This window comes from Microbacterium invictum, assembly GCF_034421375.1.
GTDB lineage: Bacteria > Actinomycetota > Actinomycetes > Actinomycetales > Microbacteriaceae > Microbacterium > Microbacterium invictum_A.
The window spans coordinates 1221264-1242573 of the sequence record NZ_CP139779.1 but is presented as its reverse complement, the minus strand read 5'-3'; the positions used below and the strand labels follow the sequence as shown (position 1 = coordinate 1242573).

Sequence of the window (21310 nt, the reverse complement as noted above, 5' to 3'; positions counted from 1 at the left end):
CTACTCGCACCGCAGTCCGTCTTCCGGCACGATGCCGTCGACGAGGTAAGACTCCACGGCCGCGTCGACGCACGCGTTGCCCTTGTTGTACCCGGTGTGCCCTTCACCCACGCGGGTCACGAGCACCCCCGACGCCAGCTGATCGGCCAGTGACACCGACCACTCGTAGGGGGTCGCCGGGTCGTTGGTCGTACCCACCACGACGATGGGCGCGGCACCGTCGGCGGTGATCGCCTCACGCACTCCCGTCGGCGGGTAGGGCCACACCGCGCAGGGGTCGGGCCCTGCCCAGTACGGCGCGATCGTGGGGGCCTCGGCCTCCAGCTGCGCCTGCGCCGCCTCCTCGTCCGCCTCGAACGTCTCGTCGTCGGGGTAGTCCATGCAGTTGTACGCCCGGAACGCCTCGGTGGAGTTGTCGAGGTACTGGCCCTCCTGGCGGTTGTAGTAGAAGTCGGCGAGCACGAACGCGAACTCCGGGTCGCCCTGCAGGACGTCGCCGAGGGCGTTGGTGAGGAACGTCCAGTTGTCGCGGGAGTACAGCGCCGCAACGATCGCGGTGGTCAGGGCGTCGGCGTTGAGCGCACGCCCGTCGGACGCGACGAGGGGGGCCGCATCGGCGCTCGCGAGGAGCGCACCCAGATCGGCCATCGCCTCGTCGACCGCACCCCGGAACGGGCAGTCGTCGCCGGCCAGGCAATCGGCCATGTAGGCCCGCAGCGCCGACTCGAACCCGATGGCCTGCGTCGTGCTGACGTCGATTCCCGAGGCGGCCGGGTCGATCGCGCCGTCGAGCACCAGGCGCCCGACCCGCTCGGGGTAGAGCTTGGCGTAGGTGGCCCCGAGGAAGGTGCCGTACGAATAGCCGAGGTAGTTCAGCTGCTCGTCGCCGAGGACCGCCCGCAGGAGGTCCATGTCGCGGGCCGCGTTCTCGGTGGTGATGAAGGGCAGGATGCCGCCGCTGTTCGCCTCGCACGCCTCCGCGAAGCCCTCGTGTGCGTCCAGCAGCTCCTGCGTCCAGGCCTCGCTGCCCCGCGGTTCCGAGACCTCGGGGAAGAGGTAGGCGTCCATCTCGGCAGAGTCGTAACACCGCACGGCCGTGGACTCCCCCACTCCTCGGGGGTCGAACCCGATCACATCGAACCGCTCCTGCAGCTGCCCGCCGACGGCGAATCCGAGGGAGTCGCGGATGAGCGAGACGCCGCTGGCCCCCGGTCCTCCCGGATTGGTCAGCAACGACCCGATCGCCTCGCCGCCGGTGGCCCGGTGGCGGACGACGGAGAGCTGGATCTCGCCCGCCGACGGGTCGCTCCAGTCCAGCGGCGCCCTCACCATGGTGCAGTCGAAGCCGTCGCCGCAGTCGGTCCACGTGAGCGTCTGCTCGTAGAACGGCAGCAGCTCCTGCTCCACCCCGTCGGTGTCGGGCGTGGGGCTCGCCGTCGACGCCGGCCGGGTCTCGGGGATCAGGGAGTAGACGCATCCCGACAGCACCAGCGTCACCGCGACGACGGTGGCGAGCGCCGCCGCGACGCGGCGGCCAAGACGAGGGGGTGCGGGGGTCACGGTGTCCTTCCGGTGGCGACGGTGATCAGCATGCTCTCGATCGCGAGGGTCGGAGCGACGTTCTGCTCGAGATTTCGCCGGGTCTCGGAGATCTGATCGAGGACCACGAGCGTACGCGACGGCTGCCACTGATCGGCGAGCGCGTGGATGTCGTCGGCGAACTCGCGGTTGATCACGTCGTCCTCACGATGGAACTGGCGCATGAGGACGTCGCGGAAGAGCGACTGCAGATCCGTGAGGACGCGATCGATCCCGTCGCGCAGACTCCGTGTCGCCCGGCGCTTCTGGTCGTCTTCCAGCGCGGAGAGCTGGCCGCGGACCGCGGGCGGGAGGGGGGCTCCCTCGGCGACGCCGAGCGTGCGCCGGAGCTGCGACCGCTCCTGGTCGTCGCGCTCCGCACTGAGGGCCTTGGCATCCTCGGTGGCGGCCGCGACGATGCGGGCGGCCACCTCGACCGCTCCCCCGACACCGCGCACCGACAGCACGTCGGCGAGGGTGTCGGCCCGACGCCGACGGGCGGCCTCGTCGCTGGCCAGGCGCTGCGCCATGCCGATGTGCCGTTGCGCGTGCCGCGCGGACTGCTCGGCGATCTCGGCGGACGCTCCGGTGCGGGCTGCGATCAGCGCCGCGACATCGGCGACAGCGGGCTCGCGGAGCCGCAGGGTGCGCACGCGCGAGCGGATAGTCGGCAGCAGGTCGGCGTCGCTCGGCGCGCAGAGCACCCACACCGTGCGCTCCGGCGGCTCTTCGAGCGCCTTCAGCAGCACGTTCGAGGTGCGCTCGGCCATCCGATCGGCGTCTTCGACGACGATCACCCGATGGCGCCCGAGCGACGGCGCGAAATAGGCCCGCTCCACCAGGCGCCGAGCCTCGTCGATGCGGATGATGACCTGCTCGGTGCGCAACGCCGTGAGATCGGGGTGGGTGCCGGCGAGGACCTGGGCGATCGCCGCCTCGTCGCCCGGTTCGGCGATGAGGGCGGCGGCGAAGGCGTACGCGAGGGTGGACCGACCCGATCCGGGAGGCCCGACGAGGAGCCACGCATGCGTCATCGACGCCGGGTCGGCCGCCGCGCTGCGCAGCGCGTCCACGGCGTCGGGCTGCCCCCAGACCCCGCGCCACGGATCGGTCGCGGCGCCCGTCGTCGTCGCGGTGGCCTCCATGGGCTTCAGCCTAATCTTCGCGCCCGACACCCCGGCTGGGGGGTTGCTCACGATGTGCGGGCATCGAGCAGCGCTGCGACACGCGCGCGCACGGCCGCCGCGATCTCGTCAGGCGACGCGGTCGCATCGAGCACGAGGAAGCGTCCGGGCTCGGCGTCGGCGAGGGCGAGGAATTCGCGGCGCACACGCGCGTGGAAGTCGTCCTGCTCGGCTTCGAGCCGGTCGAAGGGCTTGTCGTCGGCGTCGAGGCGGGCGCGGGCTGACGCCGGATCGAGGTCGAGCAGCACGGTCAGATCGGGCAGCAACCCCTCGGTGGCCCAGAGCGAGAGGTCTCGCACCTCACGCGGCCCGAGGACGCGGCCGGCTCCCTGGTACGCGACGGAGGAATCGAGGTAGCGGTCCTGGATCACGACGTCGCCGCGCTCCAGAGCGGGATGCACCACCGTCTGGACGTGGTGAGCGCGGTCGGCGGCGTAGAGCAGGGCCTCGGCACGCGGCGAGACGTCTCCGCGATGGTGGAGCACGATGTCGCGGATGAGCACCCCGACCTCGGTGCCGCCCGGCTCCCGGGTGCGCACCACCCCGCGGCCGCGCCCGGTCAGCCACTCCTCGAGGCGCGATGCCTGCGTGGTCTTGCCGGATCCGTCACCGCCCTCGAACGTCACGAACAGCCCGGGTGCCGGCCGGCGATCGACCGCTGCGGGCCGCCCCTCCGACGCCTCGGCGGCGCCGGAAGTCACTTCTTCTTCGCCGCGGGCTTGCGGGTGGTCGTCGTCGTCCGTCGCGTCGTCCGCTTCGGCGCCGGCCCCTTCGCCCGCTTGTCCGCGATCAGCTGCACGGCGCGCTCGAAGGTGACATCCATCGCGTTCTCGCCGCGCGGGATGGTCGCGTTCGTCTCGCCGTCGGTCACGTACGGGCCGAAGCGGCCGTCACGGAGCTTGATGGGCTTGCCGCTGACGGGATCGTTGTCGAACTCCTTCAGCGCGCTCGACGCCTTCCGCGCGCCGTATTTAGGCTGCGCGTACAGCGCGAGCGCCTGCTCGAGCGTCACGTCGAAGATCTGCTGCTCCGATTCCAGCGAGCGGGAATCGGAGCCCTTCTTCAGGTAGGGGCCGAATCGGCCGTTCTGCGCCGTGATCGGCTCTCCCGACTCGGGGTCCTCACCGACGACACGCGGAAGGTCGAGGAGGCGGAGCGCCGTGTCGAGGTCGATCGTGTCGGGGCTCATCGAGGCGAAGAGCGATGCCGTGCGCGGCTTGGGCGCCGCCTTGGCGGCATCCTTCCTGCCCTTCTTCGGCGTCTCCTCGATCACCTCGCCGGTGGCCTGGTCGACCTCGGCGGGCTCTTCGGGGTCGTTCTCTTCGATGTACGGACCGAATCGACCGTCCTTGACGACGACGAGCTTGCCGTTGGCCGGGTTCGTGCCGAGCACGCGGTTGCCCGCGACCGGGGCGTCGCGCAGCTCCTGCACCTTCTCGGGGGTGAGCTCGTCGGGGGCGAGATCCTCGGGGATGTTCACCCGGCGCGGCTCGGCCTCCGGCTGATCGGGATCGGTGATCTCGAGGTAGGGGCCGAACTTGCCGAAGCGGAGCGTGGCGGTGTCGGTGATGCGGGTGGCGTTGAGCTCGCGCGCATCGATCTCGCCGAGGTTCTCGACGATGTTGCGAAGACCCGGATGCTCCTCGTTGCCGAAGTAGAAGGCGCGGAGCCAATCGGTGCGCCGCTGCTCGCCGCGCGCGATCCGGTCGAGGTCGTCCTCGAGCGCGGCGGTGAAGTCGTAGTCGACGAGATCGGCGAAGTGCTGCTCGAGCAGTCGGACGACGCTGAAGGCCAACCAGCTGGGAACCAGCGCCTGCCCGCGCTTTCGGACGTACCCGCGGTCGAGGATGACGTCGATGATGCTCGCGAAGGTCGAGGGGCGACCGATCCCCTTCTCCTCCAGGGCCTTCACCAGGCTCGCCTCGGTGTAGCGGGGCTTCGGCGAGGTCGCGTGGCCCTTGGCCTCGATGTCGCGCAGGCGCAGCGCGTCGCCGACGGCCAGCATCGGGAGCGACTGGTCGTCGCTGCGGTGGGCGTCGCCCCGCTTCTCGTCGGTCCCCTCTTCGTACGCCTCGAGGAATCCCTTGAAGGTGTACACGGTGCCCGACGCGGTGAACTCGGCGCGCTGCGCGGCACCGTCGACGGAGACGTCGGCCGTGATCGTCACCGTCGTCGTCTCGTACTTGGCGTCCGACATCTGGCTGGCGATGGTGCGCTTCCAGATCAGGTCGTACATGCGCAGCTCGTCGCGATCGAGCTGATCCTTCACGGACGAGGGCGTGCGGAAGTCCTCGCCCGAGGGACGGATCGCCTCGTGCGCCTCCTGCGCGTTCTTGCTGTTGTTGCGATACGCCCGCGGATTGGCAGGGACCGCCCGGTCGCCGTAGAGGCTCACAGCCTGCGCCCGCGCCGCTGTGACCGCCTGGGTCGACAGCGCCGTGGAGTCGGTGCGCATATAGGTGATGTACCCCTTCTCGTACAGGCGCTGCGCAACGCCCATGGCGTGCTTCGCGCTCATCGAGAGCTTGCGCCCGGCCTCCTGCTGGAGGGTCGAGGTGGTGAAGGGGGGTTTGGGGCTGCGGGTGCCGGGCTTGGATTCCAGACCCGTGACGGATGCTTCGCCGGCGGCCTCCAGCGCGGCGGCGAGCGCGCGCGCCCGCGCCTCGTCGAGGACGACGACGGCCTTCTTCAGGGTTCCGGTGTCGTCGAAGTCGGTGCCGCGAGCCAGGGAGGCACCGTCCAGGCGCGCGAGCCGCGCGGTAAAGGGCTGGGCGCCGTCGGCGAGGGATCCCTTGACCGCTGCGGTCTCGACGTCCCAGTAGCTGGCGGTGACGAACGCCATGCGCTCCCGCTCGCGGTCGACCACCATGCGGGTCGCCGCGGACTGCACGCGGCCGGCGCTCAGCGCCGCGCCCTCGCGGCCGCTGCCGACCTTGCGCCAGAGCACCGGCGAGACATCCCAGCCGTAGAGCCGGTCGAGCACACGCCGGGTCTCCTGGGCGTCGACGAGCGCGTGGTCGAGTTCGCGGGTGTTGTCGACGGCGGCGCGGATGGCGTCCTTGGTGATCTCGTGGAAGACCATGCGCTTGACGGGCACCTTGGGCTTGAGCACCTCGAGGAGGTGCCACGCGATGGCCTCGCCCTCGCGGTCCTCATCGGTGGCGAGGAGGACCTCGTCGGCATTCTTCAGCGCACGCTTGAGTTCGGCGACGGTCTTGGTCTTGCGGTCGTTGACGACGTAGAGCGGATCGAAGTCGTTGTCGATGTCGATGGAGTACTTGCCGTACGCGGCCTTCTTGTCGGCGGGGATGTCCTTCTTGCTCGCCAGGTCGCGGATGTGCCCGACGGAGCTGAGCACCTCGTACCCGTCACCGAGGTACCCCTGAATGGAGCGCATCTTCGTCGGGGACTCGACGATGACGAGCTTCTTGCCTGTGGATGCCACGGGGGTCCTTTCTTCGATGCACACCATACACACCGCACAGGGGGGTGATCGCTGAGAGCGGGCGCGGCATGCCCGGCGACGTCGCGGGAAAGCGAGACGCCGGATCGCGTCCGGCGGAACCGGTCGTCCTCACGGCGGCGGTCCGGCGCGCGCCGACGCCGACACCGGGAAGCCGACGACGAGCCGCTCGAGAGTGATCGTCGCGATGAGGTCGTCAAGCGCGCAGCGGGTGAGTTCGGCCCCGACCGTCGCAGCCATCTGAGCCGCTCGCTCGCAGGGCGCGCCCGTGATCGCGCCGGACGCCGCATCGGCGGCGGCGAGCGCAGCGGCATCTGCGGCTCCCGCGACCCGCTGAGCCTGGACCGCCGCCCCGCCCACGGCGAGCAGACCCATCGCGAGGACGGCGGTCACCCCGACGACCCCGACGGTGAGGGCTGAACCGGCCATCGGGTCACCACCCTCCCGCAAGCCCGCAGCTGCGTGCGGAGAGGGGCACCGGCACCGCCGGGTGGGCAGCAGCCGTCGCCGAGACGCACACGAGATCGCCCTCGTGCGAGACGGTGCTCGCGGCTCCGGGCACGGCCGTGACGACCGCGCCGGCAATGCGTCCGGCGTCCTCGCCGCGCGCAGCGAGTCGCGCGGCGTCGGCGGTGGCGTCCTGCAGCCGCACCTGCACGGCCGCCGCCGTCAGCGCGGCGACGCAGAAGAGGACCACGACGATGACGGCGGGGAGTGCCACCGCGAACTCGGCGACGACCGACCCGCGGTCATCGCCGAGCCCACGGCGTGTCATGCGACCGTCAGGGCGCGCCGGACCAGTTCGGTGAGGATGCCCCGCACCTCGTCGCTGCGCATGATCAGGACCAGGAGCCCCGCGAAGGCGACCGCGGCCATGGTCGCGATGGCGTACTCGGCGGTCGCGGCGCCGGAGTCGTCGGTGAAGAGCGTCGCGGCGCGGCGGCGGGTGAGCCGGAGCGGTCGCGCAGTGCGGTGGTGGGTCATGGGTGGCTTCCTTCTTCGTGTGGGATGGATGGTGGGCACGCTCGAGGCGGCGACGCTCAGAGGCTGATCGCCGCCGAGGACAGGACACTGAGGAACATCGGTCCGACGCCGAGGAGGAGGAAGGCCGGGAGGGTGCAGACCCCCAGCGGCAGCAAAAGCCTCGTCGCCAGCTTCGCCGCGCGCAGGCGCCCCTCGACACGGGCCTGATGGCGCGCGAGGGCTGCGGCGGCGCGCAGGAGCTCGACCGCGGGCACGCCCGCGCGACGGGACAGATCCAGAAGTCCGGCGGTCGCGGGTGCGGGGGGCTCGCCCGACGCCGCGACGACGAGGGCGATCGCCCGCTCGATCGAGACGCCGCCGCTCAGGGCGATCGCCAGCAACTCGCCGTCGAGGCCCGGGATGCCGGCGGGAGGTCGGGCGCGCCGCGCGAGCGCCGTCGTCCAGCGCCGGGCGACGAGGACCAGGACGCCGCCGCCGACGAGGCAGGCGATACCGACTGGATGAGTGGTCAGGGTCCCGATGGTGTCGAAGCCGAGCAGGAGGCCGAGTCCGATCCCGAGAAGCGGCAGCCAGCCGATGAGCCGGGCCGTTCCCGTCGGTTCGGCCAGGGCGACGCGGATCTCGTCCGCCGCCTCCTGCGCGTCGCGGAGGGCGGCGGCGAGACCCCGCAGGCTCGGCGCGAGCGGTGCCCCGGCGACGGTCGCCACCTCCCAGGCCGCTCCGACCTCCCGCCAGGCGTCGGCGCCCGTGCCCGTGCCGCTGATCGCCGCAGGAAGGGGCGAGCCCTGAAGGCGACGGTCGCGGATCGTGCGGGCGGCGACATCCCCCGTCTCGGCGAGGTGTTCCCAGGCCCGGTCGGGAGTCACCCCGGCCTGCAGGAGGACCGCGAGCTTCAGAACGGTGTCGGCGGCGGGCGGCGCCATCGGCGACGACCTCCGCACCGGGCGGAGCGGAAGCAGCGTGCTCATCGGTGGGCGACCTCCTCGAGGTCGACCGGGATGATCTCGAGGCGACCGGTCGCGGCCAGGCGCGGGCGGCCTGCCCCCGCGAGACGGCGGGCGGCGGCGCTGCGCTCGACGTGCAGCACGACGTCGATCGCGCTCGTCACCTGACGGGCGAGTGCGTGGTCGGTGAGCCCGGCCAGCGCGCCGAGGGCTTCGAGCCGCGTGGCGACTTCGCCCAGTCCGTTCGCGTGCACGGTTCCCGCGCCCCCGTCGTGACCGGTGTTCAACGCCGAGAGGAGCTCGCGCACCTCGGCGCCCCGACACTCCCCCACCACCAATCGGTCCGGGCGCATCCGCAGGGCCTCGCGCACGAGGCGGGCCAGCGCGATCTCGCCCGCGCCCTCGAGATTGGCCTGGCGCGCCTCGAGGCGGGCGTGGTGCGGATGCGAGAGGCGCAGCTCCGCGACATCCTCGATCGTGACGATCCGCTCGTGCGCAGGAGCGGCGGAGAGGAGCGCAGCCAGCAGCGTGGTCTTCCCCGCGCCTGCGGCGCCGCTCACGAGCAGGTTGGCGCGCCCGGCCACCAGCTGCTCGAGAGCACGCTGCGCGCCGCGATCGAACATGCCGGTCGCGGCGAGGTCGTCGAGCGTCGGCGTGCCCAGTCGCGGGATCCGCAGCGAGATGAGGGTCCCCTCCGGCGAGATGGGAGGGAGGACGGCGTGGACGCGGATGCCGCCCTCCAGGCGCACGTCGACGCACGGCGTCGCGTCGTCGATGTGACGTCCTCCGGCGCCGATGAGGTGCACCGCCAGGTCGCGGACCTCGTCTTCGCCGGCGCACCAGCCGTCGGCGCGCCGGGGTCCCGCACCGCGATCGACGAACAGGCCCTGTGCGCCGTTGACGAAGACATCCGAGACGTCCGGATCGTCGATGAACGGTGAGAGGACGTCGAGCACCGCAGGGCGCCGACCGCGCCCCGGCACGCCCCCGCCCGCGGCGTCCGCTCCGCCGGTCCCCTCTCGGGGCCGGACGACGAAGGGGAGCGACATGCCCTCGACCGTAGGGACGGCCGACGCTTCCGGTGGTCGCGCCGGACGCATCGGTGGACAGTCCACCCGCCGACCCGACTGTGCAGGAGACGTCGACGCCTCGATACGCGGGCCACCCCTCCAGAACGCGATCCGTCAGAGGATGTGGCCCGCGCCCGCTCGGGAAAGCATTCTTCGACGGATCGCGGAGCAGCGCGACCCGATCCAGGGCGCCGCCGGGGACAGAAGGAGGCGGTATCCCATGGGGGGGAATGGGATACCGCCTCCTGCGACGCCCTGGCTCGGGGGGATGGGCGGGCGTCGCGAATGCCAGAATCGAAGTTCGGCCGGAGATGATCTTACGCACGAGGCGGGAGTCGTCAAAACGATGGGTGTGATCTCTCATCGGGTTATCACGTTCCTCTCATCCACCCACTAACGGAGGTAGTGACGGGGTGAGAGCCGTCGGTACCCTCACGAGTGTCGTCGCCGAACACGGCACACCCGTTCGCCCGCGAAGGAGCGCGCACCGATGAGCATGACCAGCAGCCAGATCGACCACCTGTTGAACGAGAACCGCCGGTTCGCCCCGTCGGCCGAGTTCGCCGACAACGCCATCGCGAACGCTGACCTCTACGCCCGCGCGGCCGAGGACCGTGAAGGATTCTGGGCCGATCAGGCCCGGGATCTGCTCCACTGGCACACCCCCTTCACCCAGGTGCTGAACTGGACGAACCCGCCGTTCGCCGAGTGGTTCGCCGACGGCGAGCTCAACGTCGCCTACAACTGCCTCGACCGTCACGTCGAGGCCGGCAACGGCGACCGTGTCGCCCTGCTCTGGGAGGGCGAGCCGGGCGAGGAACGCCGCGTGACGTACGCCGAGCTGACCGACGAGGTCAAGCGCGTCGCGAACGTGCTCGAAGGCCTGGGTGTCGGGGTCAACGACCGGGTCGCCATATACATGCCGATGATCCCCGAGGCGATCGCCGCCATGCTCGCGGTCGCCCGCATCGGCGCCGTGCACTCGGTGGTCTTCGGCGGCTTCTCCGCCGACAGCCTCCGGGCGCGCATCGATGACGCCGGTGCCAAGCTCGTCATCACCGCCGACGGCGGCTACCGCAAGGGGAAGGTGTCGCCGCTCAAGCCCGCGGTCGACATGGCCCTCGCCGATCGGAACGGCTCAGGCCCGCAGGAGACGGTCGAGAACGTCCTCGTCGTCCGCCGCGGCGGCAACGACGTCGACTGGGTCGAGGGCCGCGACCTGTGGTGGCACGACGTCGTCCCGGCGGCATCGGCTGAGCACGAGGCATCCGCCTTCCCGGCCGAGAATCCCCTCTTCATCCTCTACACCTCGGGCACCACAGGGAAGCCGAAGGGCATCCTCCACACGTCCGGCGGGTACCTCACGCAGGCCGCGTTCACGAACCGGGTCGTCCACGACATCCACCCCGAGACCGACGTGTACTGGTGCACCGCCGACATCGGCTGGATCACCGGACACTCCTACGTCACGTACGGGCCCCTGGCCAACGGTGCCACGCAGGTCCTGTACGAGGGCACTCCCGACACCCCGCACCCCGGGCGCTGGTGGGAGGTCGTGGAGAAGTACGGCGTCACGATCCTCTACACCGCCCCCACCGCCATCCGCTCGTTCATGAAGATCGGACGCGCGGTGCCGCAGAAGTTCGACCTGTCGTCCCTCCGCCTCCTCGGCTCTGTCGGCGAGCCCATCAACCCCGAGGCGTGGGTCTGGTACCGCGAGATCATCGGCCACGGCGAGACGCCCATCGTCGACACCTGGTGGCAGACCGAGACGGGCGCGATGATGATCTCCGCCCTCCCGGGCGTGACCGAGACGAAGCCCGGATCGGCGCAGGTGCCGCTCCCCGGCATCTCGATCGACGTCGTCGACGACGACGGCACCCACGTCGGCAACGGCAACGGCGGCCTGCTGGTGATCACGGAGCCCTGGCCGTCCATGCTCCGCGGCATCTGGGGCGACCCTGAGCGATTCAAAGAGACCTACTGGGACAAGTTCCACGACAAGGGCTACTACTTCGCCGGTGACGGCGCCCGCCTGGACGACGACGGCGACGTCTGGCTCCTCGGCCGCGTCGACGACGTGATGAACGTCTCGGGCCATCGCCTGTCGACCACCGAGATCGAATCGGCGCTCGTCGCGCACGAGGCCACCGCGGAGGCGGCGGTCGTCGGAGCATCGGATGAGACGACGGGCCAGGCCGTGGTCGCGTTCGTCATCATCAAGCAGAGCTACCTCGACAAGAACTCGCCCGAGGGTCTCGCGCAGACGCTCCGCGCGTGGGTGGGCGAGCAGATCGGCCCGATCGCACGCCCGCGCGATGTCTACATCGTCGGCGAGCTGCCCAAGACCCGGTCGGGCAAGATCATGCGGCGCCTGCTGCGGGATGTCGCGGAGGGACGCGAGGTCGGAGACACCACGACGCTGGCGGACACCGCCGTCATGAGCGTGATCTCCGCCCAGGTGAAATAGGCGCGCGCGGCTCACCTCCGCCGAGAGTGCGTCAGGGGGCCGAGGGTGCGGGGTTCACCCGCATTCTCGGCGCCCCGATGCACTCTCGCCGAGGCGTGCGGGGAGGGCCGAGGGTGAGGGAGCGGGATGCCGCGAAGCGGCGTCAGGCGAGGGTGAAGACGACCTCGACCTCGACCGGGGCGTCCAGGGGCAGGACCGGCACGCCGACGGCGGAGCGGGCGTGACGACCGGCGTCGCCGAAGATCTCACCGAGAACGGTGCTCGCACCGTTGATGACCCCGGGCTGACCCGTGAACGCCGGCACCGAGGCGACGAAACCGGTGACCTTCAGCACTCCGGCGAGGCGGTCCACACCCCCAGCGGCGGCCGCTGCCGCCGCGAGGGCGTTCAAGGCGCACTGACGGGCGTATCCAGCCGCGGCATCCGGGGGCACGAGCCCCTCGCCCTCACCGACCTTCCCCGTCGCGGGAAGTGCCCCCGAGACCATCGGCAGCTGACCGGCGGTGTAGACGAGGTCGCCGTGCACCTTGGCGGGGACGTAGGCGGCCACCGGAGGAACGACAGAGGGGAGCTCGATGCCGAGCTCGGCGAGGCGCGCGGAAACGCTCACTGCTCGTCTCCGAACTGGCGCGCCGCCTGCTCCGCGGCACCGAGCGCCGCGTTGGGCGCGCCGCCGCCTGAGGGCCGCTTGAAGTAGGCCACGAGGCCCCCTTCCGGGCCCTGGACGACCTGCACGAGCTCCCACCCCTGCTTGCCCCAGTTGTTGAGGATGGCGGCGGTGTTGTGGATCAGCAGCGGAGTGGTGAGGTACTCCCACGTCGTCATCGAGGCTCCTGGGGTCGGGGCGGAATCGCAGGCGGATGCTGGGAAAGATCTTCGTGGGCGCACGCCGGTCGAGGGATCGCCCAGGAAGCTCCCTTACGATCAACCCTATGCCTGAGACGAAACGGACGGGTAGCGGTGTGCTCGGCGGCCTCCTCGGGGTCGTCGGGCTGAGTGCCGTCGCCGGTGTTCTCGTGACCGCCGCCGTCACCCCCGCGATCGCGGTGTCCGGGGCCGCGGCCTCCAGCGCCATCTCGATGTTCGACAACATGCCGAGCTACCTCGAGATCGACGAGCTGATGCTGCCGACCACGCTCATGTACGTGAACCCCGACAACGGCCAAGAAGTCGAGTGGACGAAGTTCTACGACCAGAACCGGTCGCCGGTGAACTTCGACCAGGTCGCACCGGTCGTCTACGACGCGGTGCTGTCGTCCGAGGACCCGCGCTACTACCAGCACGGTGGCGTCGACCTCATCGGCACCACCCGTGCTCTGCTCAGCAACGCCTCGGGCGGTCAGACCCAGGGTGGCTCGTCGATCAGCCAGCAGTACGTCAAGAACGTGCTCATCCAGCGCTGCGAGCGCGATGCCGAGGCCGAACTCGATGCCGACAACAACGTTGTGAAGACCCGCGATGAGGTTTTGCGCAACTGCTGGGAGGAGGCGACGAACGCCACCGGCGCCGAGGGCTACGAACGCAAACTCCAGGAGATGAGGTACGCCATCGCCCTCGAGCAGCGCTACTCCAAGAACGACATCCTGCTCGGGTACCTCAACATCGCCAACTTCGGTGGCACGAACTACGGCATCGATGCCTCGTCGAAGTACTACTTCAACGTTCCCGCGTCGCAGCTGAGCGTCTCTCAGGCCGCAACGCTCGCGGGCATCGTGCAGAACCCGAACTCCTATCGCATCGATCTTCCGGGTGGATCATTCACCGGGTCGGATGGCACTCCGCGCAACACCGCGCCGGACGGGTCGATCGACGATGTGGAGCCCACCACCATCCAGGCGCTCTACACGCTCCGCGACGAGGGCGTCATCAACGACGAACAGCTCCTCGCCGCCGCCGACGGCTACAGCGCGACCAAGGGTCGCCAGCTGTACGTCCTGAGCCGGATGCTGGATGACGGCAAGATCAACCGCGATCAGTACATCCAGGCCGCGATCGAGCCGATCACGCCCGCGATCACCCAGCCGGTGACCGGATGCCAGTCCACCGGGTCCGCGGCCTACTTCTGCCAGTACGTCGTCTCGACCATCCAGAACGACCCCGCCTTCGGCGAGACGCAGGAGGCGCGCGACCGCGCGCTCCGTCAGGACGGTCTGAAGATCTACACGACGATCGACCCGCGTGTGCAGGCGGCCGCGGAGCAGTCGATGGCCGAATACGCGCCGACGTCAATCGAGGGCATGAAATTCGGCGCCGTCGCCACGAGCGTCGAGGCCAAGACCGGTCGCGTGCTGGCGATCGCGCAGAACACCCGCTACGTGCCGGGCTACACGGAGGACCCGAACGAGTCGTCGATCGTCTTCGCGGGCGATCGAGCCACCGGGGGGTCGGGCGGATTCGGAGCAGGTTCGACCTTCAAGCTCTTCACCCTCATCGACTGGCTCGAGCAGGGGAAGTCGCTGCGCGAGGTCGTGAACGGGACCGACCGCAACATCCCCCGCATGACCAATTCGTGCGAGGGGCAGGGCGACTGGGTCAACCCCGGGAGCGACCGGATCCGCAACTTCGGCAATCAGCGCGGCTACAACGGCACACCGTTGCAGTTCACTGCGCAGTCGCTGAACACTGGCTTCATCGGGATGGCGGCGGAGCTCGATCTCTGCGACATCACCAACGTGGTCGCGAAGATGGGCGTCACCAACCCGACGAACGGCGAGCAGATCAACGTCGACGTCCCCTCGGACATCATCGGCACCGAGTCGGTGTCGCCGATCGCCATGGCGGGCGCCTACGCCGCCGTCGCCAACGGCGGAACCCTCTGCCAGCCGAAGGTCATCGACCGCGTGGTGGACAACAACGGCGTGGACCGCCCCGAGCTCGTCCCCGCTCGGAGCTGTTCGACGGTGCTGACCCCCGAGGTCGCTTCCACCGCCGCCTTCGCCCTCCAGGGCGTGATGGTGCGGGGCGGAACGGGCTCGCAGGCGAACCCGTTCGACGGCACGCCGATGCTCGGCAAGACCGGAACGAACGAGCAGCGTCACTCGTGGATGATCGAGTCGTCGACGAATGTGACGACCGCCGTCATGGCCGGCAACTACGACGGCCTCGTCGACATCTCGCGCACCTACGCCTACGACCGACGCGTCATGGACATCCGCTACCCGATCGCCCTGCAGATCCAGGCGGCGGCGAACGCGGCGTACGGCGGGGACGAGTTCCCCGCCCCCGCGCAGAACCTGATCCGCCAGGTCGTCCGCGAGGTGCCGAACGTGGTGGGCCAGACCATCGACCAGGCCCGCGCGACCCTCGAGGGGGCCGGCTGGGAGGTCGCGGTGGGTGAAGCGGTGAACTCCGACCAGCCGACCAACATCATCGTGCAGCAGAACCCGTCCGGCCAGGCCCCGGGAGGCACGGTGGTGACGATCAACCCCAGTAACGGGCAGGCCGTCACGGTCCCCGACGTCAGCGGGCAGAACCCCGCCGTCGCCGCGGGTGCGCTGAACGCTGCCGGATTCTCGGCCGTGCAAGGGTCGTGTACACCTGATCCGTCCGCCGGCGGCGGACGCGTGACCGGCACCGATCCGGGTGCGGGCACAGCCACCACACGCGGGGCCACGGTCGCGATCAACTTCGCCGCCGCAGCCTGCCCCGGCCAGGGTGGTCCCGGCAACGACGAAGACGACGACGAGTAGTGCCTCACCCTCTGACGAGGGCCGCCCTCACCACGCTCGGCGCGGTGGGGGCGGCCGGCACCGCCGCCGCCGTGTGGGGCATCGGGATCGAGCGTTACCTCTTCACGCTCCGTGAACATCAGCTGCAACTCCTGCCCGCGGGGGCCCGGCCCCTGCGCGTCCTCCACCTGTCGGACGCCCACATGGCGCCGTGGCAACGTCGGAAGCAGCGCTGGATCGCTGCCCTGGCATCCCTGAAGCCGGACCTCATCGTCAACACCGGCGACAACCTCGGACACCCCCTCGGGCTCGATGGCATCCGTGCGTCGTTCGGGCCGTTCCGCGGAACCCCCGGGGTCTACGTGCACGGATCGAACGATCACGTCGCCCCCAGCCCCCGAAACCCGTTCAAGTACTTCCTCGGCCCGTCCAAGATCAAGACCGAGACCGAGTACCTCGACACCGATCTGCTGGATCGGTATCTCGCGGACGAGCTCGGCTGGCACGACCTGAACAACTCCGTTGCCGCGCTCGACGTCGCCGGCACCGCTCTTCACGCGTTCGGCGTCAACGACGCCCACCGCGGCTGGGATCGCCTCGGGTCCCTCGTCGAGCCGCTCGATCGGATGCGGCAGACGGAGAGCGCCGCGCTGACCATCGGGGTCACGCACGCCCCCTATCGACGGATTCTGGACTCCTTCGTCGATCTCGGAGCCGACGCGGTGTTCGCCGGCCACACCCACGGCGGGCAGGTGCGCCTCCCCGGCGTCGGCGCGCTCGTGGCGAACTGCGACATCCCGCTCGATCAGGCGCGGGGGCTCAGCACCTGGACGCGTGCCGACCGCACCGCACCGCTCAATGTCAGCGCGGGTCTCGGCCACTCCATCTACGCCCCGGTGCGCTTCGCGTGCCGCCCCGAGGCGACGCTCATCACGGTCCTCCCCCGCCGCTGAGATCCGGCGTCCTCTCCTGCACAACAGCGGGGAGCGCGGACTTGTCCACCGAACCTCGTCAGAGCGGAATCCGCGGGACGGCGGACGGCGACGATCGATGCGTCCGATCCGTCATCCCGGGAGTTCGCCACGATGTCCGTCACCGTCCCTCACTCCGCCATCTCCCGATCTTCGGCGTCCCGCCGCGCCGTCCGGCTCGTCGCCGCGACGGCAGCCTTGATCCTCGCCCTCATGCTCGGGTGCGTCGTCACGGCCGCACCCGCCTCCGCCGCAGACCGCGGCACCGGCTTCGGCACCTGGGCGCCGGTGTCGGCCCTCGGATGGCACGGCAGCATGCTCGTGAACGGCGTGCACACCTATTGCATCCTCCCGGGCCTGCCGCTGCCGACCGGCCCGAGCGTCGACCACGGCATCAGCGGCGACGCCGCAGGTCTGTCTCCCGAGCAGCTCGCCCGCATCAATCACCTCGTCTCCTCCCATGGACAGACGGATGACCCGGTGCAGGCCGCGGCGGTCGGCTGGGCCGTGAAGGCCATCGCCGACTGGGACGCGACGCTCCGCCAGTTCGGCTACCAGGGCGACGCGCTGGCCGGAGTGATCGACCGGGTCTTCTCCCGCCTCGCGCCCGAGCACAACGCGGCCGTGCAGCAGCGCGCTGTCGCGTACTACGACGAGGCGATGGGGATCGCCGCCGACATCCCGTCGGGAACCCTCGTCTTCACCGTCGACCCCGTCGACCACCGCCGGGGCTCCGTCCGGGTCGAGACGGGCGCGGCGAGCGCGGTCGGGACGGTGACCCTCACCGGTGCGGTGTTCGCCGACACCGGTGCGGCGACGCGGGAGGGTGTGACCCCCGGCACCGACTACGCCATCACGACGGCGCCTCCGGCACCCGGACGCGCCTACACGGTGAGCGGCACCGGTCGCTTCACCGGCGGCGTCGCGCCGGCGGTCCGCCACATCACAACCGCCGGCGGTCAGGACACCGCGGGCCCCGGCGGCCCCGCGACCTTCGACGTGTCCGGTGCCGACGCCGCACCCCGGGTTCCGCTCTTCTCCCCCGCCATCACCACGCAGGTCGCCTCCCGCTACATCCCCGGCGGACCGTTCGTCGACGACGTCACCGTCACACTCGCCGACGGCGACTGGCCGCGGACGCAAGACGGGTCGCCGCTGCCCCTCACCGCCAGCGCGGAGATCTACCGCACCACATCGGAACCCGCCGAACCTCAGCCCGCCGTCCCCGCCGACGCCGAGCACGTCGGCTCGCTCTCGCTCGTGACCGGCGACCAGGGTGGGGACGTGCCCTATCGCGTGTCGTCGGAGGAAGAACTCCCCGGCCCCGGCTTCTACACGGCGGTGTGGACGATCACTCGCGACGCGCAGCAGCCCGAGCTCGCCGCGCACCTCGCCGCCGACTTCTCGTGGACGGAGGCGTTCGGTGTGAGGAGTCAGATCTCGGTCGTCCCCGACATCTCCTCGCGTGCTCAGGAACGCGTCACGGCCGGTGAGCCGATGTCGGACACGATCATCGTGGGCGGCGTCGTTCCCCCGGGAGGACTGACCGTCTCGTCCGCCGTCTTCCGCGCTGACCAGGACGTGCCCGCCGCCGAGGCCTGCACTCCGGAATCCCTGGTGTGGCAGAGCGCGCCGATCACCGTCGCCGCCGCCGGCGAATACACCGTGACCTCCCCCGCGATCACCGAGCCGGGAACCTACTACTGGCGAGAGCGCGCCGTCGATGCCGCCGGCGAAGAGGTTCATCACGGCCCCTGCGGCGTGGCGAACGAGACCACGATCGTCGAGGCGGCACCCCCGGCGCCGGCCCCGTCTCTCGCGGCCACCGGCGCGAGCATCGCCACGACCGCGGCCCCGCTCGTCGTCGGAGTGACGGTCGTCGCCACCGGCATCGCCCTCGGGCTGTCGAGATGGCGCCGGTTCGAACAGACCGCGGGCATCGGGTAGGCTTGGGGGGTTGCCACGGGGTGTGGCGCAGCTTGGTAGCGCGCTTCGTTCGGGACGAAGAGGCCGCAGGTTCAAATCCTGTCACCCCGACCGCAGAGAGGCCTCACCGGAATCGGTGGGGCCTCTCGCACTACACCGAACAGGAGCGCCGTGAACGCCACCCCGCCCCAGCCCACGCCGAAGCTCGTCGCCTTCGATCTGGATGACACGCTCGCCCCGTCCAAGAGCGCGATCGATCCTCGCATCGGCGATCTGCTGATCGCACTGGCCGAGCGCGTCGAGGTGGCCATCATCTCCGGCGGACAGCTCGCCCAGTTCCGCACGCAGGTCGTCGACCGGCTCCCGGCTGCGGCATCCGACGTCCTCGATCGCGTCCATCTGCTCCCCACGTGCGGGACGCAGTACTACCGCATCGACGCCGACGGCATCCGGACGGTCTACGCCCACAGCCTCACCGACGACCAGAAGTCCCGCGCGCTCACCGCCGTCGAGGAGGAGGCTCAGCGTCTGGGTCTGTGGGAGAGCGAGCCGTGGGGTGAGATCCTCGAGGACCGCGGCTCGCAGATCACCTTCTCGGCGCTCGGGCAGCAGGCGCCGCTGGATGCCAAGACCGCCTGGGATCCCACCGGCGAGAAGAAGAACGCCCTCCGCGATGCGGTCGCCGCGCGGATCCCCGACCTGGAGGTGCGCTCGGGCGGGTCGACGTCGGTCGACATCACCCACCGCGGCATCGACAAGGCGTACGGCATGCGCCGGCTCTCCGAGCAGACCGGCATTGCGCTGGACGACATGCTCTTCGTCGGCGATCGCCTCGATCCGCACGGCAACGACTACCCGGTCCTCGCGATGGGAGTGCGCTGCCACGCGGTCGAGGGCTGGCACGACACCGCCGAGTACCTCGACGCGCTCCTGCCGACACTTCCGCTCCGCGCCTGAAGAACCCGCTCAGCGCCCGAAGAACACGCTCAGCGCTCCGCCGCGCTGCGCGCGTCGCTCACCGGTACCAGTCGGGTCAGCTGGGTGACGTGGCTCGGTGCGAGTTCGGCGAGGGTGGACACACCGAGCAGGCGCATCGTCCGCTCGATCTCCTCGCGGAGGATCGCGATCGCACGATCGACGCCGGCCCGCCCGCCGGCCATCAGCCCGTACAGGTAGGCCCGCCCGACGAGGGTGAAGGATGCTCCGAGCGCGATCGAGGCGACGATGTCGGCGCCGTGCATGATCCCGGTATCGACCATGACGGTGGCGTCCTCGCCGACCTCGCGCACGACCCGCGGCAGGAGGTGGAACGGCACCGGCGCGCGGTCGAGCTGACGTCCGCCGTGGTTGGACAGCACGATGCCGTCGACCCCGGCATCGATGAGCCGCACAGCGTCTTCGACCGTCTGCACACCCTTGACGACGATGTTCCCCGGCCAGAGATCCCGGATGACGGCGAGGTCGTCATAGCTGATGGTGGGGTCCATCGCGGCATCCAGCAGTTCGCCGACTGTGCCGCCGGTCGAGGTCAGCGAGGCGAACTCGAGCTTCGGCGTGGTGAGGAAGTCGTACCACCACCAGGGTCGCGGAAGGGCGTCGAGCACCGTTCCGATCGTCAGCTGCGGCGGGATCGAGAAGCCGTTCCGCTTGTCCCTCAGGCGCGCCCCCGCGACGGGGGTGTCCACCGTGAACAGCAGCGTGTCGAAGCCCGCCGCGGCGGCCCGCCTCACCAGGCGGTACGAGATCTCGCGGTCGCGCATGACGTACAGCTGGAACCAGTTGCGACCATCGGGGTTCGCCGCCCTGACGTCCTCGATCGAGGTCGTTCCGAGGGTCGAGAGCGCGAAGGGGATACCGGCCGCGCCGGCCGCCGAGGCGCCGGCGCGCTCCCCCGCGGTGTGCATCAGCCGGGTGAAGCCGGTCGGCGCGATGCCGAAGGGAAGGGCGCTGTGGCCGCCGAGGAGGGCGAGGGAGGTGTCGACGTGCTCGGCAGGACGAAGGATCGACGGATGGAACTCGACATCCTCGAACGCGCGCCGGGCCCGTGCCAACGAGAGCTCGCCCTCGGCCGCCCCGTCGGTGTAGTCGAACGCCGCCTTCGGGGTGCGGCGCTGAGCGATCCGCCGCAGGTCTGCGATCGTCAACGCCGCGGAGAGCCGACGCCGGGTGCCGTTCAGGTCAGGACGCGTGAAACGCATCAGCTCCCGCAGATCGGCCGGCACGGGCAGCCGACGCGGGATGGACGACTCGGTCATGAGCGGTTCCTCTCCGTTTCCGTCGCGCTCTCGCGCGCGAGATGCGCGTCGGCGTAGTAGCCGGTGATATGGGCGCGGACGAGGTCACGGGCAAGGCCCGGGTCACCGGCCTCGACGGCGTGCAGGATGGCGCGGTGCTCGCGCTGGAGCCGGGTCGCCATCTTCGACCAGTCCGCCACGCGTGCGGCGCCGATCCGCACGTACGACTCGATCGCGCTGCGGAGCCCCGCCATCGTGGCGGTGATGACGAGATTCCCGGAGGCCTCGGCGAGGCCGAGGTGGAACTGCGCGTCCAGCGCCAGGAACTCCTCGCGGCTGCGTCCGGCGGCATCCATCGCATCGAGGATGCGGCGGACGGCGGCCGTGTCGGGATCCGCCGCCTCGGCGAGGTCCTCGACGACAGCGGTCTCCAGCGCGACACGGGTGCGCACGACGTCGTTGAGCGGGAACCCGTGCGCGGCCACCTGCAGTCGCAGCAGTGCCGACATGCCACCCTGCGGGGTGGCGATGATCACCGCCCCCGAGCTCGGGCCCGAACCCGTTCCCGTGCGGATCAGCCCCATCACCTCGAGCACCCGCAGTGCCTCGCGGACGCTGGACCTGCCGACCCCCAGTCGCGCCGCGAGGTCGCGCTCGGGAGGAAGGTGGTCGCCGGGGGCGAGTCTGTCGCCGAGGAGGTCTCGCTCGATGTGCTCGAGCACGACCTGCCACGCGCGCGGCGCGGGCGCAGGCGCCGCGGCGCCGTCCGGTGAAGGCATGGGATCTCCGATGAACAGATCGCCACCCTAGCTTGTGGT

18 protein-coding genes and 1 tRNA gene are annotated in these 21310 nt (G+C 70.6%); 6 read left to right on the top strand and 13 right to left on the bottom strand.

Annotated features, from left to right (window positions below):
• The 9 genes from T9R20_RS05975 to T9R20_RS05935 form a co-directional block, all read right to left on the bottom strand.
• Window positions 1–1560, bottom strand: a complete 1560-nt coding sequence (locus T9R20_RS05975) for an alpha/beta hydrolase (RefSeq protein ID WP_322411621.1) — start codon at window positions 1558–1560, stop codon at window positions 1–3.
• Window positions 1557–2723: a DNA polymerase III subunit delta' gene (locus T9R20_RS05970; RefSeq protein ID WP_322411620.1), complete on the bottom strand. Its 1167-nt coding sequence runs from the start codon at window positions 2721–2723 to the stop codon at window positions 1557–1559. The genes T9R20_RS05975 and T9R20_RS05970 overlap by 4 nt, the downstream gene beginning before the upstream one ends.
• Window positions 2724–2770: 47 nt before the next feature.
• A complete protein-coding gene (tmk, locus tag T9R20_RS05965) occupies window positions 2771–3394 on the bottom strand; it encodes a dTMP kinase (protein ID WP_322412116.1) in 624 nt (207 codons plus the stop codon).
• 65 nt (window positions 3395–3459) lie between these two features.
• The gene (topA, locus tag T9R20_RS05960) at window positions 3460–6207 is read right to left on the bottom strand and encodes a type I DNA topoisomerase (protein WP_322411619.1); all 2748 of its coding nucleotides are present in this window, start codon (window positions 6205–6207) and stop codon (window positions 3460–3462) included.
• Window positions 6208–6336: 129 nt separating this feature from the next.
• The gene (locus tag T9R20_RS05955; RefSeq protein WP_322411618.1) at window positions 6337–6654 is read right to left on the bottom strand and encodes an Rv3654c family TadE-like protein; all 318 of its coding nucleotides are present in this window, start codon (window positions 6652–6654) and stop codon (window positions 6337–6339) included.
• 4 nt (window positions 6655–6658) lie between these two features.
• The gene (locus tag T9R20_RS05950; protein ID WP_322411617.1) at window positions 6659–7000 is read right to left on the bottom strand and encodes a TadE family type IV pilus minor pilin; all 342 of its coding nucleotides are present in this window, start codon (window positions 6998–7000) and stop codon (window positions 6659–6661) included.
• Window positions 6997–7209, bottom strand: coding sequence for a DUF4244 domain-containing protein (locus tag T9R20_RS05945; RefSeq protein WP_322411616.1), 213 nt, complete (start codon window positions 7207–7209; stop codon window positions 6997–6999). The genes T9R20_RS05950 and T9R20_RS05945 overlap by 4 nt, the downstream gene beginning before the upstream one ends.
• 56 nt (window positions 7210–7265) lie before the next feature.
• Window positions 7266–8177: a type II secretion system F family protein gene (locus T9R20_RS05940; RefSeq protein ID WP_322411615.1), complete on the bottom strand. Its 912-nt coding sequence runs from the start codon at window positions 8175–8177 to the stop codon at window positions 7266–7268.
• Window positions 8174–9202, bottom strand: a complete 1029-nt coding sequence (locus tag T9R20_RS05935) for a TadA family conjugal transfer-associated ATPase (RefSeq protein ID WP_322411614.1) — start codon at window positions 9200–9202, stop codon at window positions 8174–8176. Before T9R20_RS05935 ends, T9R20_RS05940 begins: the two co-directional genes overlap by 4 nt.
• 517 nt (window positions 9203–9719) lie before the next feature.
• Between T9R20_RS05935 and acs the strand changes: the two genes are divergently transcribed.
• Window positions 9720–11693, top strand: coding sequence for an acetate--CoA ligase (gene acs, locus T9R20_RS05930; RefSeq protein ID WP_322412115.1), 1974 nt, complete (start codon window positions 9720–9722; stop codon window positions 11691–11693).
• A gap of 142 nt (window positions 11694–11835) precedes the next feature.
• Here the strand turns inward: acs and T9R20_RS05925 are convergent, their stop codons facing one another.
• Both T9R20_RS05925 and T9R20_RS05920 read right to left on the bottom strand, forming a co-directional pair.
• Window positions 11836–12303 carry a RidA family protein gene (locus T9R20_RS05925; RefSeq protein WP_322411613.1) on the bottom strand — a complete coding sequence of 156 codons (468 nt, stop codon included), beginning with the start codon at window positions 12301–12303 and terminating at the stop codon, window positions 11836–11838.
• On the bottom strand, window positions 12300–12518 hold the full coding sequence (locus tag T9R20_RS05920; RefSeq protein WP_322411612.1) for a hypothetical protein: 219 nt from the start codon (window positions 12516–12518) through the stop codon (window positions 12300–12302). Before T9R20_RS05920 ends, T9R20_RS05925 begins: the two co-directional genes overlap by 4 nt.
• Window positions 12519–12625: 107 nt before the next feature.
• On the opposite strand from T9R20_RS05920, the gene T9R20_RS05915 reads away from it, so the two are divergent.
• From T9R20_RS05915 to T9R20_RS05895, 5 genes are all read left to right on the top strand, one after another.
• Window positions 12626–15382, top strand: coding sequence for a transglycosylase domain-containing protein (locus T9R20_RS05915; protein ID WP_322411611.1), 2757 nt, complete (start codon window positions 12626–12628; stop codon window positions 15380–15382).
• A complete protein-coding gene (locus T9R20_RS05910; RefSeq protein WP_322411610.1) occupies window positions 15382–16314 on the top strand; it encodes a metallophosphoesterase in 933 nt (310 codons plus the stop codon). The genes T9R20_RS05915 and T9R20_RS05910 overlap by 1 nt, the downstream gene beginning before the upstream one ends.
• A 132-nt stretch (window positions 16315–16446) precedes the next feature.
• Window positions 16447–18279 (top strand): hypothetical protein, encoded by a 1833-nt coding sequence (locus tag T9R20_RS05905; RefSeq protein ID WP_322411609.1) that lies wholly within the window; start codon window positions 16447–16449, stop codon window positions 18277–18279.
• Window positions 18280–18295: 16 nt separating this feature from the next.
• Window positions 18296–18369 (top strand) — tRNA-Pro (locus T9R20_RS05900).
• Between the two features lie 60 nt (window positions 18370–18429).
• Complete coding sequence (locus T9R20_RS05895; protein ID WP_322411608.1) at window positions 18430–19215, top strand: HAD-IIB family hydrolase; 786 nt, start codon at window positions 18430–18432, stop codon at window positions 19213–19215.
• A 29-nt stretch (window positions 19216–19244) separates the two neighbouring features.
• On the opposite strand, the gene T9R20_RS05890 is transcribed toward T9R20_RS05895, so the two are convergent.
• Window positions 19245–20513 carry an alpha-hydroxy acid oxidase gene (locus T9R20_RS05890; protein ID WP_322411607.1) on the bottom strand — a complete coding sequence of 423 codons (1269 nt, stop codon included), beginning with the start codon at window positions 20511–20513 and terminating at the stop codon, window positions 19245–19247.
• Window positions 20510–21271 (bottom strand): FadR/GntR family transcriptional regulator, encoded by a 762-nt coding sequence (locus T9R20_RS05885; protein WP_322411606.1) that lies wholly within the window; start codon window positions 21269–21271, stop codon window positions 20510–20512. Before T9R20_RS05885 ends, T9R20_RS05890 begins: the two co-directional genes overlap by 4 nt.
• Window positions 21272–21310 lie beyond the last annotated feature (39 nt).

Bases quoted from the DNA above. Each gene is read 5' to 3' on its own strand.
- T9R20_RS05885 (WP_322411606.1), bottom strand. From the start codon at position 21,271: ATGCCTTCACCGGACGGCGCCGCGGCGCCTGCGCCCGCGCCGCGCGCG.
- T9R20_RS05945 (WP_322411616.1), bottom strand. From the start codon at position 7,209: ATGACCCACCACCGCACTGCGCGACCGCTCCGGCTCACCCGCCGCCGC.
- T9R20_RS05955 (WP_322411618.1), bottom strand. From the start codon at position 6,654: ATGGCCGGTTCAGCCCTCACCGTCGGGGTCGTCGGGGTGACCGCCGTC.
- acs (WP_322412115.1), top strand. From the start codon at position 9,720: ATGACCAGCAGCCAGATCGACCACCTGTTGAACGAGAACCGCCGGTTC.
- T9R20_RS05940 (WP_322411615.1), bottom strand. From the start codon at position 8,177: ATGAGCACGCTGCTTCCGCTCCGCCCGGTGCGGAGGTCGTCGCCGATG.
- T9R20_RS05970 (WP_322411620.1), bottom strand. From the start codon at position 2,723: ATGGAGGCCACCGCGACGACGACGGGCGCCGCGACCGATCCGTGGCGC.
- T9R20_RS05920 (WP_322411612.1), bottom strand. From the start codon at position 12,518: ATGACGACGTGGGAGTACCTCACCACTCCGCTGCTGATCCACAACACC.
- T9R20_RS05935 (WP_322411614.1), bottom strand. From the start codon at position 9,202: ATGTCGCTCCCCTTCGTCGTCCGGCCCCGAGAGGGGACCGGCGGAGCG.
- T9R20_RS05905 (WP_322411609.1), top strand. From the start codon at position 16,447: ATGTCCGTCACCGTCCCTCACTCCGCCATCTCCCGATCTTCGGCGTCC.
- T9R20_RS05915 (WP_322411611.1), top strand. From the start codon at position 12,626: ATGCCTGAGACGAAACGGACGGGTAGCGGTGTGCTCGGCGGCCTCCTC.
- T9R20_RS05890 (WP_322411607.1), bottom strand. From the start codon at position 20,513: ATGACCGAGTCGTCCATCCCGCGTCGGCTGCCCGTGCCGGCCGATCTG.
- T9R20_RS05950 (WP_322411617.1), bottom strand. From the start codon at position 7,000: ATGACACGCCGTGGGCTCGGCGATGACCGCGGGTCGGTCGTCGCCGAG.